The organism is Streptomyces sp. NPDC002868, from assembly GCF_055563295.1.
Genome location: NZ_JBVHDR010000015.1, coordinates 25669 through 39204 on the forward strand (window position 1 = coordinate 25669; position 13536 = coordinate 39204).

12 protein-coding genes are annotated in these 13536 nt (G+C 69.7%); 6 read left to right on the plus strand and 6 right to left on the minus strand.

What is annotated here, in order from left to right:
* Positions 1-82: 82 nt before the first annotated feature.
* From ACZ3H8_RS33355 to ACZ3H8_RS33370, 4 genes are all read left to right on the plus strand, one after another.
* Positions 83-538, plus strand: coding sequence for a VOC family protein (locus tag ACZ3H8_RS33355; RefSeq protein ID WP_467408111.1), 456 nt, complete (start codon positions 83-85; stop codon positions 536-538).
* A 45-nt stretch (positions 539-583) separates the two neighbouring features.
* Positions 584-1486: a pyridoxamine 5'-phosphate oxidase family protein gene (locus tag ACZ3H8_RS33360; protein WP_467408254.1), complete on the plus strand. Its 903-nt coding sequence runs from the start codon at positions 584-586 to the stop codon at positions 1484-1486.
* A 21-nt stretch (positions 1487-1507) separates the two neighbouring features.
* Positions 1508-1981 carry an NUDIX hydrolase gene (locus tag ACZ3H8_RS33365; RefSeq protein ID WP_467408112.1) on the plus strand — a complete coding sequence of 158 codons (474 nt, stop codon included), beginning with the start codon at positions 1508-1510 and terminating at the stop codon, positions 1979-1981.
* A 95-nt stretch (positions 1982-2076) separates the two neighbouring features.
* Entirely contained in the window at positions 2077-3240 is a 1164-nt protein-coding gene (locus ACZ3H8_RS33370) for a serine hydrolase domain-containing protein (RefSeq protein WP_467408114.1), read from the plus strand.
* 31 nt (positions 3241-3271) lie between these two features.
* Here ACZ3H8_RS33370 and ACZ3H8_RS33375 read toward each other — a convergent pair whose 3' ends face one another.
* Both ACZ3H8_RS33375 and pepN read right to left on the minus strand, forming a co-directional pair.
* Positions 3272-4303 (minus strand): hypothetical protein, encoded by a 1032-nt coding sequence (locus tag ACZ3H8_RS33375; RefSeq protein WP_467408115.1) that lies wholly within the window; start codon positions 4301-4303, stop codon positions 3272-3274.
* Positions 4304-4624: 321 nt separating this feature from the next.
* Complete coding sequence (pepN, locus tag ACZ3H8_RS33380; RefSeq protein ID WP_467408116.1) at positions 4625-7207, minus strand: aminopeptidase N; 2583 nt, start codon at positions 7205-7207, stop codon at positions 4625-4627.
* A gap of 135 nt (positions 7208-7342) precedes the next feature.
* Between pepN and ACZ3H8_RS33385 the strand changes: the two genes are divergently transcribed.
* Positions 7343-7987, plus strand: a complete 645-nt coding sequence (locus ACZ3H8_RS33385; RefSeq protein WP_467408118.1) for a mycothiol-dependent nitroreductase Rv2466c family protein — start codon at positions 7343-7345, stop codon at positions 7985-7987.
* Positions 7988-8165: 178 nt separating this feature from the next.
* Here ACZ3H8_RS33385 and ACZ3H8_RS33390 read toward each other — a convergent pair whose 3' ends face one another.
* The 3 genes from ACZ3H8_RS33390 to ACZ3H8_RS33400 all read right to left on the minus strand — a co-directional run bounded on the left by ACZ3H8_RS33390 (position 8166) and on the right by ACZ3H8_RS33400 (position 11608).
* A complete protein-coding gene (locus ACZ3H8_RS33390; RefSeq protein WP_467408119.1) occupies positions 8166-8807 on the minus strand; it encodes a superoxide dismutase in 642 nt (213 codons plus the stop codon).
* An 89-nt stretch (positions 8808-8896) separates the two neighbouring features.
* Entirely contained in the window at positions 8897-9982 is a 1086-nt protein-coding gene (locus tag ACZ3H8_RS33395) for a glycerophosphodiester phosphodiesterase family protein (RefSeq protein WP_467408121.1), read from the minus strand.
* Between the two features lie 189 nt (positions 9983-10171).
* Positions 10172-11608 carry an amino acid permease gene (locus ACZ3H8_RS33400; protein WP_467408122.1) on the minus strand — a complete coding sequence of 479 codons (1437 nt, stop codon included), beginning with the start codon at positions 11606-11608 and terminating at the stop codon, positions 10172-10174.
* Between the two features lie 383 nt (positions 11609-11991).
* On the opposite strand from ACZ3H8_RS33400, the gene ACZ3H8_RS33405 reads away from it, so the two are divergent.
* A complete protein-coding gene (locus tag ACZ3H8_RS33405) occupies positions 11992-12576 on the plus strand; it encodes a biotin transporter BioY (RefSeq protein ID WP_467408123.1) in 585 nt (194 codons plus the stop codon).
* Positions 12577-12634: 58 nt separating this feature from the next.
* Here ACZ3H8_RS33405 and ACZ3H8_RS33410 read toward each other — a convergent pair whose 3' ends face one another.
* Positions 12635-13360: a hypothetical protein gene (locus ACZ3H8_RS33410; protein WP_467408125.1), complete on the minus strand. Its 726-nt coding sequence runs from the start codon at positions 13358-13360 to the stop codon at positions 12635-12637.
* Positions 13361-13536: the final 176 nt, after the last annotated feature.

Below are 13536 nucleotides of genomic sequence, written 5' to 3' on the forward strand. Positions count from 1 at the left end.
CGTGACCGGTTGCACACCTTGATTCTAACCTCTAAGCTCAAATTAAGTGGTTAGTGGATATCGACCTTCCGAGAGGTGTGCCATGACGGCGACCAGCACTCTGCGTACCGGCCATATCGGCCTCAATGTCACTGACCTCGACCGGTCACTCCCCTTCTACGGAGACGTCCTCGGCTTCGACGTCCTCGGCCAGGGCAAGGAGGAGGGCCGCCGCTTCGCCTTCCTCGGCCGGGACGGGCAACTCGTCCTCACGCTCTGGCAGCAGGCGGACGGGGCGTATGCCCCTGGTCTCGCCGGGCTGCACCATCTCGCCTTCGAGACCGAATCCATCGAGCAGGTCCGCGCCGCCGAGGCGCGTCTGAAGACCCTCGGCGTCGACTTCGCCTACGAGGGCGTGGTCGCCCACGGCGAGGGCGCGGCCTCCGGCGGGATCTTCTTCCACGACCCCGACGGCACCCGGCTGGAGATCTACGCCCCCTCCGGCGCCGAGGGCGCTCCTGCGCCGACCGCCGAGGCGCCCACCTGCGGTTTCTTCTGAGAGGGCTGATCCCCTGTGGACCCGGACCTGGACCCGGACCTGGACATGAAGCAGGACCCGGAGCCGTACCACCGCGGCTCACTCGCCGTGCAGAGCCGCGTCGGCGTACGCGACCAGGCCGCGCACGTCGGCCGCTCCATCGGCCAGGGCATCAAGCCGGTCGCCGCTGCCTTCCTCGGGCTCCAGCCCATGCTGGTGCTCGGCGCGGCGGACGCGGCGGGCCGGACATGGGCCTCGCTGCTCACCGGCGCGCCGGGTTTCGTCCGGGCCACGGGGGCGCACTCCGTCTCGGTCGCCGGCGGCGTGCACCAGAGCGACCCGCTCGCCGGCGCCCTCGCCGCGGGCCCGCTGCCCGTCGGCACGATCGCACTCGACCCGCGCACCCGCCGCCGGATGCGGATGGGCGGCACGGTCCGCCCGTCCGCCCGCGGGCTCGCGATCGAGGCCGAGCGGATCTTCGCGAACTGCCCGAAGTATCTGCAGAAGCGGGAACTGTACGCACCCGATGGTGGCGGTGACAGCACCGGTGGCGTGCGGCGCGGCGGGCGACTCACCCCCGACCAGGAGGAGTTCGTCCGCGCCGCCGACACGTTCTTCATCGCCACCGGCACGCCGGAGGGCGTCGACGCCAGCCATCGCGGCGGCAACCCCGGCTTCGTACAGGTCACTTCGCCCACCACGCTCAGCTGGCAGGACTATCCGGGCAATGCGATGTTCCTGACGCTGGGCAACCTCGAGACCGACCCGCGCGCCGGACTGCTCTTCCTCGACTGGAGCAGCGGCACCACGCTTCAGCTCACCGGTACCGCGCGCACCGACTACTCCGACAGCGGCCGTACCGTCCGGTTCACCGTCGAGCAGTTCGTCGAGACCGAGGGGGCCAGCCCGCTTCGCTGGTCCGCGCCCGAGTACTCGCCCGCCAACCCGCCCCTCGAACAGGGCGCTTGAACGTGCGTCTACCCTCACCGCATGAACAAGCAGTTGCGGAACGGTGAGTTGAGGGTTGCGGCCTACGCCGTGTGCGTACGGGAGGAAGAGATCCTGCTCGCCCGCTGGGTGGCCCGCGACGGCGTCAAGAAGTGGACGCTGCCCGGCGGCGGAATGGACCACGGGGAGGACCCTCTCGACACGGTCGTCCGCGAGGTCGAGGAGGAGACCGGCTACACGGCCGAGATGACCGAGCTGCTCGGCCTCGACTCCATCCGCCGCCGGTATCCGCGCAAACTCGGTGCGTTCGCCGACTTCCAGGGGCTGCGCATCGTGTACGAGGGCCGGATCACCGGAGGCGAGCTGCGCCATGAGACGAACGGGTCCACGGACCTGGCCGCCTGGCACCCGCTGGCCGCGGTGACCGGACTGGAGCGGGTCGAACTCGTCGACATCGGGCTGGAGTTGTGGCGCTCCAGGCCCCCGGTGGGCCGGATCGCCGGAAACGGCCGATAGCCGCTCAACCCTTCTGCCCCGGGCAACGCCGCACGCTCCCCCCGAGTCCTGTCAGCCGACCTCAGCCGTAGAGCAGTCGGAGACAGGAGACTGGCATGTCAGTGCGTATGGTCCGGACGGCGTTGACGGGAGCGGTGGCGATGGCGGCCGTGGCCACTGCCGCCCTCGTGACCCCCGCCGCGGCGGACAGCCGGACGGGCGAGCCCCGTCACGGCAGCCACCGCAGCACCCAGCAGGCGATCGAGGCCGCCGTGCGCGACGGAGTGCCCGGAGTCGTCGCCCAGGCGCACGACCGCGACGGCACCTGGAACGGCACGGCCGGCGTCGCGAACCTGCGGACCGGGCGCGAGCGCCTGCCGCAGGACCGCTACCGCGTCGGGTCCATCACCAAGACCTTCGTCGCCACGGTCGTGCTCCAGCTGGAGGCCGAAGGCAGACTGAGCCTGGACGACACCGTGGACCGCTGGCTCCCCGGCCTGGTGCGCGGCCACGGCCACGACGGACGACGGATCACCCTGAGGCAGCTCCTCAACCACACCAGCGGGATCTACAACTACACCGACGACCAGGGCTTCCTGGAGAAGGTCTTCGGCGACGGCTTCTTCCAGCACCGCTACGACACATGGAGCCCGCGGCAGCTCGTAGGGCTCGCGACGGAGCACGAACCCTACTTCGCGCCCGGCACGGGCTGGCACTACTCCAACACCAACTACATCCTTGCCGGGATGATCGTAGAGAAGGTGACGGGACGTTCGTACGCATCCGAGATCGAGCGCCGGATCCTGCGCCCGCTCTCGCTGCGCGCCACCTCCGTGCCCGGGACCGACGCCCGGATGCCACGCCCCAGCGGCCGGGCCTACTCGAAACTGTCCGAGGACCCGAAGGCGAAGGTCCACGATGTGACCGAACTGAACCCGTCGGCCGCCTGGTCGGCCGGCGAGATGATCTCCGACTCCGCCGATCTGCAACGCTTCTACCGGGCGCTGCTGAAGGGGAAGTTGCTACCGCGGAAGCAGCTGCGGGAGATGACCAGCACCGTCCCGGTGCACCCGCAGGAACCGGACATCCGCTACGGCCTCGGCCTGATGCAGGTCAAGACGGGCTGCGGCACGGACGTCTGGGGCCACGGGGGCGGCATCCACGGTTCCTCGTCAGAGGCGCTCACCACGCGGGACGCGAGCCACTCACTCGCGCTGAACTTCAACGGCGACTGGTCGGGGGACAGTTGGGCGATCGTGGAGGCGGAGTTCTGCGGCTGACGCGGCTGACGCGGCCGATGCGGCTGACCGCTCAGCGCGGGAGCACCATCACATAGGCGGCGGGATCGCGGTCCGGCGCCGCCATCAGGGCCGTGCGGACCACGGTCGCCTGCTGCTCCGGCGACTCCCGCAGTCTCCTCGGCGTGAGGTGTACGACGGTGATGCCGAGCCGCTCCAGCTGCTCGCGCTTGCGGACGTACTCCGACCAGAGGGCGTCCCCGTCGTTGCGCGGCGCACGGGTGTCCAGCTCGACGGCGACGGCCTGCTCGGGCCAGTAGGCGTCGACGCTTCCGAGGTGCGGGCCGCCGGGGAGGCGCAGGTCGACGTTCCACAGGGGGTTGGGGAGCCCGTGCGTACGCACCAGGTCGTACAGCCGTTGCTCGGCGATGGTCCGCGCCTCGGCGAGCAGCGAGTCGACGGCGTCCGCGACATGAGGGAGGGACAGCAGCCGCGCGCGGCTCAACTCCTTGAGTACGGCGGCGGCTTCGCAGTGCCTGCCGCTGACCGCCTCGGTGAGCAGCCGGCGTACGGCACCGGCGTCGGCGAGCTGCGCGACGGCGTCCGCGAGGGCGCGGGGCACGGGCGCGACGGGCACGCCGGTGATCTCTTCCGGTCTCGGCAGCGTGTGCGTCCGTACGAGCCGGGCACACCCGGTCGACCGCAGCCGCCGGGTTCGGGGCACGAGTACGTCGATCCGGTCGAGGGAGAGGAGCGGCGGGGCGGAGGAGAACCGGTGCAGGGCGAGGGCGGCGAGTCCGGTGACCATGGCTTCGCCGTAGGGGGGCGCGGCGGGCGCCCCCTGGGGCTCGCCCTGGGCGGGAAGGGCCGGCCGCCCCGCGTAGAGGAGGGCGCCGTGCAGCCGCTCCTCACTGGTGGGCGGCCCGGGGTGCAGAAGGTACACACCGGGCAGCAGCGACTGCCAGGGCCCGCCCGGCAGGCACTGCGAGGTGATGCGGGCGGTGGAGATCCCGTGCGCACGCAGCTGGGCTGCGGTCAGTACGCGGCGCTGCACCTCGGAGAGGTGGCTGAGGGGGAGGGGGGAGAGCGGGGTGTTGTGGTTCATGCGACGGGGATGCCCGCGGGGGACCGGGTGGCTAACCGCTGTTACAAGCCCGTCGACAATTCGGGACAAGCTCGCCCTAAAGTACGGACGTTCGACTGCCGATCAGCCGCGCCGACGATCAGGGTGCGGGGAGTTCCTTTCCCCGCCCCGCCCCTTCCCGTAACTGGGGCTCCGCCCCGGACCCCGCGCCTCGAACTCCCCCAGACTTCGTCCGGGGGGACCCCCACGGGGCTGGTTTTCGGGGCTCCGCCCCGGACCCCGCTCCTCAAACGCCGGAGGGGCTGCAAATGCAGCCGCACCCGCACCCGGCCCCGGTGACCCCTACACGCCCGCACCCCCATCGCACGCCTGGGCCCGCAGCGCCCGTGCCAGGTCGTCCCTTGCCTCCAGTACCAGCCGCCGCAGCGCCGGCGGCGCGTCCGCGTGGGACGCCAGCCACTCGTCCGTCGCGGCCAGCGTCGACTCGTCGTCCTGGAGGCTCGGGAACAGGCCCTTCACCACGTCCATGCCGATCTGGATCGACCGCTCCGCCCACACCCGCTCGATCGCGTCGAAGTACTTCGACACGTACGGCGCGAGCAACTCCCGCTGCCCCGGCTGCACAAAGCCCGAAATCGTCGCCTCCACCAGCGCGTTGGACAGTGAGTCCGACTCGACGACCTGCGCCCACGCCTGAGCCTTCACCGCCGCCGACGGCCGCGCCGCCAGGCAGCGGACCTGGTGGCGCTTGCCCGACGCCGTGTCGTCGCGGGCCAGTTCCGCCTCGATGACGGACTCGTCCGCGACCCCGTGCGCGGCCAGCGGCAGCAGGTACGCCCAGCGCAGCTCCTGGTCCACCTCAAGGCCGTCGATCTTCGCGGTACCTTCCAACAGCCCCTGCAGCAGCTGCAGATCCGCCGCCGACGTCGCCGTCGCCGCGAAGAACCGCGCCCACGTCAGCTGGTGCTGGCTCCCCGGCTCGGCCAGCCGCAGCTCACGCAGCGCACCCTCCGCCAGCAGCCGTCCGCCCTCCTCGCGCCACGCGGGCGCGGCGTAGTGCTCCAGCGCGGAACGCGCCCACGCGTGCAGCATCTGCAGCACCCCGATGTCCGACTCGCGCCCCGCGAACCGCAGCACCAGGTCGATGAAGTCCCGCGCCGGCATCAGCGCGTCCCGCGTCAGATTCCACAGCGCCGACCAGCACAGCGCCCGCGGCAGCGGGTCCGTGATGTCGCCAAGGTGCGCGCGCAGCGTCGCCAGCGAGCTCTCGTCGAAGCGGATCTTGCAGTACGTCAGATCCTCGTCGTTGACCAGGATCAGCTCCGGCTTCTCCGCCCCGGTCAGCCCCTCCACGACCGTCCGCGGCCCGGCGACGTCCACCTCGGCCCGCGCGTACCGCACCAGATCCGTGTCCTGGCGCCGGTACAGGCCCACCGCCACCCGGTGCGGCCGCAGCTCCGGATGGGAGGCGGCGGCCTCCTGGACGACCGCGAGCTCCGTGATCCGGTCACCTGCGTCATACGTGACCACCGGAGTCAGGGAGTTGACCCCCGCCGTCTCCAGCCAGGACCGCGACCACGCCGCCATGTCCCGCCCGGACGTCTCCTCCAGCACCGCCAGCAGATCGCCAAGACGCGTGTTCCCGTACGCATGGCGCTTGAAGTAGCGCTGCGCGCCCTCCAGGAACGCGTCCTGCCCGACGTACGCCACGAGCTGCTTCAGCACACTCGCCCCCTTCGCGTACGTGATCCCGTCGAAGTTGAGCTTCGCGTCCTCCAGGTCACGGATGTCGGCCGTGATCGGATGGGTCGAGGGCAGCTGGTCCGCGCGGTACGCCCACGACTTGCGGTTGTTGGCGAAGGTGATCCAGCCGTTGGTGAACCGCGTCGCCCCCACCATCGAGAACGAGCCCATGAAGTCGGCGAAGGACTCCTTCAGCCACAGGTCGTCCCACCACACCATGGTGACCAGATCGCCGAACCACATGTGCGCCATCTCGTGCAGGATGACGTTCGCCCGGCGCTCGTACGACGCCTGCGTCACCTTCCCCCGGAAGATGAACTCCTCGCGGAAGGTCACACACCCCGGGTTCTCCATCGCGCCGATGTTGTACTCGGGCACGAACGCCTGGTCGTACTTCCCGAAGGGGTACGGGTAGTCGAAGTGGTCGTGGAAGAAGTCCAGCCCCTGCTTCGTCACCAGGAAGATGTCGTCCGCGTCGAAATGCCTGGCGAGCCCCTTGCGGCACATCGCCCCCAGCGGGATCTTCAGCGTCGAACCGTCGTCGAACGTCCGCGTGTAGACATCGGTCTCGTAGTGGTACGGACCGGCCACGACCGCCGTGATGTACGTGGAGATCGGCTTCGTCTCCGCGAACCGCCACACCCCGTCCTCGCCCATCGCACCCTCGCCGTTGCTCCAGACACTCCAGCCCGCGGGCGCGGTCACCTCGAAGCGGAACGGCGCCTTGAGGTCCGGCTGTTCAAAGTTGACGAAGACCCGGCGCGCGTCGGCCGGCTCGTACTGCGTGTAGAGGTAGACCTCGCCGTCCTCCGGGTCGACGAAGCGGTGCAGCCCCTCACCCGTACGGCTGTACGCGCACTGTGCGTCCACGACCAGCACGTTCTCCGCGGCCAGGCCGTCCAGCGCGATCCGCGAGCCGTCGAAGACGGCGGCCGGGTCCAGCGTCTCGCCGTTCAGCGTCACGGCCGTCACCGCCGGGGCCAGCAGATCCGCGAAGGTCGGGGTGCCCGGCGCCGCGCAGCGGAAGCGGATCGTCGTCACCGAACGGAAGGTGCGCGGCCCGGCGCCCTGTGGGGCCTCCCCGACCGCGGAACGCAGATCGAGGGCCACCTCGTACCCGTCGACGGATACCAGCTCGGCCCGCCTACGGGCCTCGTCGCGGGACAGATTCTCACCGGGCACGGGCACTCCTTTGTGTCTCGTTCGAACAGGACCGATCCTCCCATGTGCACCTGGCACGCGATATCCGGGAATCGGCCGGTCACCGGTGGGCGTTGCCCGTTCGAGGCACACGCGACGTTCCCCACGAGGAGAGACATGTCCGAGAACGGCAAGCCCGGCAAGACCCCCGTCGACTTCTGGTTCGACCCCCTGTGCCCGTGGGCCTGGATGACCTCCCGCTGGATGCTCGAGGTGGAGAAGGTCCGCGACGTCGAGGTCCGCTGGCATGTGATGAGCCTCGCCGTGCTGAACGAGCCCAAGCTGGACGAGCTCCCGGAGCAGTACCGCGAGGGCATGAAGCAGGCGTGGGGCCCGGTCCGGGTCGTGATCGCCGCGCAGCAGAAGCACGGCGACGAGGTCCTCGGCGAGCTCTACACCGCGCTCGGCACCCGCTTCCACAACCGCGGCGAGGGCGCGACCCGCGAGGCGATCGCGGCGGCGCTGGACGAGGTCGGCCTGCCGGCCGAGCTGATCGAGTACGCCGACTCCGACGCGTACGACACGGAGCTACGCGCCTCCCACAAGGAGGGCATCGACAAGGTCGGCCAGGACGTCGGCACCCCGGTCATCGCGGTCCCTGGCTCGGACGGGCAGCAGATCGCCTTCTTCGGCCCGGTGGTCACACCGGCCCCGAAGGGCGAGGAGGCGGCGAAGCTGTGGGACGGGACGCTGATGGTGGCGTCCATCCCGGGCTTCTACGAGATCAAGCGGACCCGCACTCAGGGCCCCATTTTCGACTGACCCGACCCGACCCGACCCGACCCGACCCGGGTGCGGGCCGAGGGGCGCGCATGGAAGGACCCCCGCGAGTCACGTCCCCGCGGGGGTCTTTCGCTACTCCGCCTGCAAGTGAAGGTTGAGAAGACGATCACGAGCAGGACGCTCACAGGGTGCTACCGGTGCTACCGGTGCTACGGGGCTACGGCACGAGCAGAAGGTTGTGCGCGCGCTGCTTGGCGGACGCGTAACGCTTCGCCACGTCCTGCCAGTTGACGACCTTCCACATCGCCTCGATGAAGTCCACCTTCTGGTTCTTGTACTGCAGATAGAAGGCGTGCTCCCAGGCGTCGAAGACCAGGATCGGGACCGAGCCCTGTCCGACGTTGCCCTGGTGGTCGTAGATCTGCTCGACGATCAGACGGCCGCTGACCGGCTCGTAGGCGAGAACGCCCCAGCCCGAGCCCTGCGTGGTGGCGGAGGCCTTCGTCAGCTGCGACTTGAACTTGGCGAAGGAGCCGAAGGACTCGGCGATCGCGTCCGCGAGCTCGCCGACGCCGTCCTTCTCCAGCGGTTCGCCGCCGCCGTCGCCCGTCATGTTGTGCCAGTAGATCGAGTGCAGGATGTGGCCGGAGAGATGGAACGCGAGGTTCTTCTCCAGGCCGTTGATCGCGCCCCAGGCTGCCTTGTCTCGCGCCTCCTCGAGCTGCTCGAGGGTGTCGTTGGCGCCCTTGACGTAGGCGGCGTGGTGCTTGTCGTGGTGGAGCTCGATGATCTGCGGGTTGATGACCGGTTCGAGCGCCGCGTAGTCATAGGGGAGTTCAGGAAGTGTGTAAGTGGCCATGTCTGTCCGGTCCCTCCGGCTGCTTATTGCACATCATATGCAAGTGCACGCTAGCAGCAGGAGGGTCGGGTCGTGATCAGGCACTGGTCCTAGGACCTCGGGTCGCTCCCGGCCTCGTTTCTGGCGATCACCGCGAGGTCCGGGAAGTCCGTGACGACCGCGTCCACACCGAGGCCGTAGTGCAGGGCGTACTCGGCGAAGGCGTCACCGAACTCGCTCGGGTCGGTGCCGCGCCGCAGCGCGGCCGGCAGGAACTGGTTCTCCGCGCGGAAGGTGTACGCGCCGACCTTCAACCCTGCCGCGTGCGCGTCCGCCAGCAGCGGGGACGGCGGAACCACCGAAGACTTGTCCGGGCCGATCCAGTCCGCGTACTCGGCGATCTCCCGCAGCCCGGCCGGGGTCATCATCTGCGCGTACGTCGTGGTGTGGCCGTACGGGCCGCCGGACGTGCCCAGCGCCTGCCAGAGCGGGAGGCGCAGCCGCGCGTCGGCGATGCGCAGCAGGCTGGAGGGCTCGAAGGACTGGACGACGCACTCGCGGGCGTCGAGGCGGCCTTGACGCACGACGCGTACGAGCTCCGGCTCCAGCGGGAGGCCGATGGAGCGGAAGTACGTCGGGTGCTTGGTCTCCGGAAAGACGGCGATCCGGCGGCCGTGCTGCCGGGAGAGCCTACGGGCCAGGTCGACGACCTCCTGGAAGGTCATGATCTGCTGGGTGCCGTCGAAGACGGTGTTGCGGTTACGGACCAGCGGCAGCCGCTCCACGGCCCGCAGGGTCTTCAGCTCGGCGAGCGTGAAGTCCTCGGTGAACCAGCCGGTCACCGCGCGCCCGTCGACTGTCTTCGTGGTGCGGCGCTCCGCGAACTCCGGATGCTTCGCGACGTCCGTCGTCTGCGAGATCTCGTTCTCGTGCCGGACGACCAGCACATGGTCCTTGGTGGGGACGAGGTCCGGCTCGATCCAGTCGGCGCCGGCCTGGACGGCGAAGGTGTACGAGGCCGCGGTGTGCTCGGGCCGCCAGCCGGCCGAACCACGGTGGCCGATCACCAACGGCCGTGCGAAGTCGGGCTGTTGACGGACCTGGGCCGCCGCGGCGGGCAAGGCGGACACGGTGGTCGCGGCGGTCGCCGCGCCGGCCGCGAGAAGGATCGAGCGGCGTCTCGGCAGTGCGGGCATGCGGGTCTCCCTCGTCGGTTCCCGGTCGTGGGGGGCGCTGTGCACCACGCTCCCGACGACGGGTTGCGGCAGAGGGGACTCAGGGTGTCAGGGACATGTCCTGCGTGCGCGTCCGGTGGGGTGTCCGCAATCTCCCCCGGACGAAGTCTGGGGGAGATTGCGGACAAAACGGCTGCCGGACGGCCCCGACTACCCCTTGCCGACCTCCGCGTCGACCACCTCGGGCTCCGCCTCCCCCTTCGCCGCCGCCGCGACCTGGCGGATGTACCCCACGACGGCCAACGCCAGCACCAGCCCACCCGTGTAGTACAGCTGCGTACGCGTATCCGCCTCCCGCGCCATCAGCACGAACACCGCCGCCATGCCCGCCAGCGCCACCCACGTCAGCGCCGGGTACAGCCACATCTTCACGACCAGCTTCTCCGGCGCCTCGCGCTCCAGCTTGCGGCGGAGCACCAGTTGGGAGACGGCGATGAAGATCCAGACGACCAGGATCACCGCGCCGATCATGTTGAGCAACCACATGAAGACGTCGTTGGGCCGCCAGTAGCTGAGCAGCACGCAGGCGAAGCCGAAGACGGAGGACACCAGCACGGCGATGCGCGGGACGCCGCCGGAGACCTTGCCCAGCGCCTTCGGGCCCTGGCCGCGGGCCACCAGCGAGCAAGCCATGCGGGAGGCGCCGTAGACGTTGGCGTTCATCGCCGAGAGCAGGGCGACCAGCACGACCACGTTCATGATCTGGCCGGCGGCGGGGATTCCCAGGTGGTCGAGGGTCGCGACGTACGGGCCCTTCTCGACGACCTTCGGGTCGCCCCACGGTACGAGGGTCACGATGACCGCCATCGAGCCGATGTAGAAGAGCGCGATACGCCACATCGCCGTACGCACGGCCTTGGCGACACCCTGGACCGGCTGCTCGGACTCGGCCGCCGCGATGGTGACTGTCTCCAGGCCGCCGTATGCGAAGACGGAGGCGAGCAGACCGACGACGAGGCCCTCGGAGCCGTTGGGCATGAAGCCGCCGTCGCCCGTGAGGTTGGCGGTGCCGGGGGCGTCGGTGCCCGGCAGGATGCCGAGGATCGCCAGTACGCCGATGCCCAGGAAGAGGGCTATCGCGCCGACCTTGAGGGCGGCGAACCAGAACTCGAACTCGCCGAAGTTCTTCACAGCCGCCAGGTTGGTGCCGCAGAACACCAGCATGAACAGGGCGACCCACGCCCACTCCGGTGTGCCGGGCAGCCAGCCAGCCATGATCTTGGCGGCGCCGATGCCTTCGAGGCCGACGGCCACACAGAGCAGGAACCAGAACGCCCAGCCCGCGGTGAAGCCGGCCCAGGGGCCGATCGCCCGCTCGGCGTGCACGGAGAAGGAGCCGGATGCCGGGTTGGCCGCCGACATCTCGCCGAGCATGCGCATCACGAGCATGACGAGCAGGCCCGAAATCGCATAGGCGATGACGATCGAGGGTCCGGCAGCGGCGATGCCCGCGCCGGATCCGACGAAGAGTCCGGCGCCGATGACGCCGCCGAGAGCGATCATCGAAAGATGGCGTTGCTTGAGTCCGTGCGAGAGCGGCGTGTCGACCGGCTGGTCGACGGGCGCGGGCGCGGAAGTCCGAGACATGGGCGTGCCCTGTTCAGTAGCTGAGAGAGGGAGTGAGAACAGTCTGGGCACGCGTCCGGTTACAGGGAGCGGATGTCCGCTATACGGGCACGATGCTCACACAAGGTGAACACTCACACACTTCGCGCCGGTACCTCTCTCACCCGGATGGTTTGGTGGGACCCCACAGTCTCCCCAAGTTCGGCCCCGCTGCGAAAAACGGGCCGACTCGGCTCCGACCTCAGTGACGAGCGTCACGCCAACTCGTGCATGACGGGCCACCTTTGTGTGAACCCGACCAAGCAGCAGAGTCGGCCTTTGTCGCCGGCTGACGGTGATCGAGCGATTCCCGGTCGGCTACCGTCGGCCTGTCCTTACCTGCCCTCACCTTTCGCGGAGTCCCGATGAGCACTGCTTCCGTCATCTCACGCCCGGGAGCGGTCCTCGCCGACCTGCTGCCTGCATCTCGTACGAAGGACATCGCGCTGGTCGTCGGGGGCGCCGCGCTCACCGGCATAGCGGCCCAGATCGCCGTCCCGGTCCCCGGCTCCCCGGTCCCCGTCTCCGGCCAGACCTTCGCGGCCCTCCTCGTCGGCACCACGCTCGGCGCCCGCCGCGGATTCCTCTCCCTCGCGCTCTACGCGGTCGTCGGCATGGCGGGCATGCCCTGGTTCGCCCAGGGCGCTTCGGGCTATGCGATGCCGTCCTTCGGCTACATCCTCGGCATGGTGCTCGCCGCCACGGCCGTCGGCGCCCTCGCGCGCCGCGGCGCCGACCGCTCCATGCTGCGCACGGCGGGCGCGATGGCGGCCGGCTCCGTGATCATCTACGCGGTCGGTGTCCCGTACCTGGCGCTGGCCACCGGCATGACGCTGTCGCAGGCCGTCGCCGCCGGTCTGACGCCCTTTCTGATCGGTGACGCGCTGAAGGCGGCACTGGCGATGGGCGCGTTGCCCACGGCGTGGAAGCTCATCGACCGGCGGGGCTGACAAACGCCGTGTTGAGGACTGGGGCCCGCGACCGACGACGGTCGCGGGCCCTACCTGCTTACCGTTCGCTCCGGGTCGTCCACCAGATCCCCGTGCCGCCGATCACGAGGAGCGCGAGTGCGGCCAGTCCGAGCGGCAGGGTGCCGTCCGGCGTACCGGTGCGCGGCAGTTCGGCGGCCGGTGGTTTCTGCGGCCCGAAGGGCACATTCTCGGTGCCGAGCAGCAGGGGAGTGTCGGGGGCGTTGGGCGTCGGCTGCGATGCGCCGAAGGGGACGGGGCCCTGCTGCCAGATCAGCTTCTCGCTGGTGCCGACAGTGACCGGGAGGCAGATCTTGCCGGTCTTCTGCAGATCGAACGTCGCGGCGACCTGATACGAACGGTCCTTGCCGGCGGCGAGGTTGTCGATGACGCAGGCGAAGCCGCTGTTGGAGCCCTGGGGGAGGCGCGCCTCGGGGATGGGCATGCAGCCCTCGACGCCGGTGATCCGCATGCCGTCGAACCCGACGACGGAGAGGGTGATGGGTCCGCTGTCCTTGCTCCCGCTGTTCTTGACCTTCGCTGTCACGGTGGTCTGCTCGCTCTTGTTCTTGACGGTGATCTTCACCGGCAGCTCGGTGGTGATCTTCACGTCCGCGGGTGCGGCGGGCCCGGGGGAGCCCCCCTTGCTGCTCCCGGGCGTGGGGTCGTCGGCGGCGTGCGCGCTGACCGGAAGAGTCAGTACGACCGCCGCAATGAACGCGATGAATGCCCCCGAGGATTTTCCTGACCTTTTCAATACCTGCATTTCCCAGCCCCCTTGATGCACATCGGACAGTGCGTACAAGAAGGGTTCCACAAGATTGCGGCGAACTATGCTGTCATGGGGGAAAGTTCATGCTTCTGTCCTGGTCGCAGCAGGGTCTGACGGGGAGGAAGGGAATGCCGGGTATCCCAGGGCTATTGGTGGCGGGGCGTTACCGG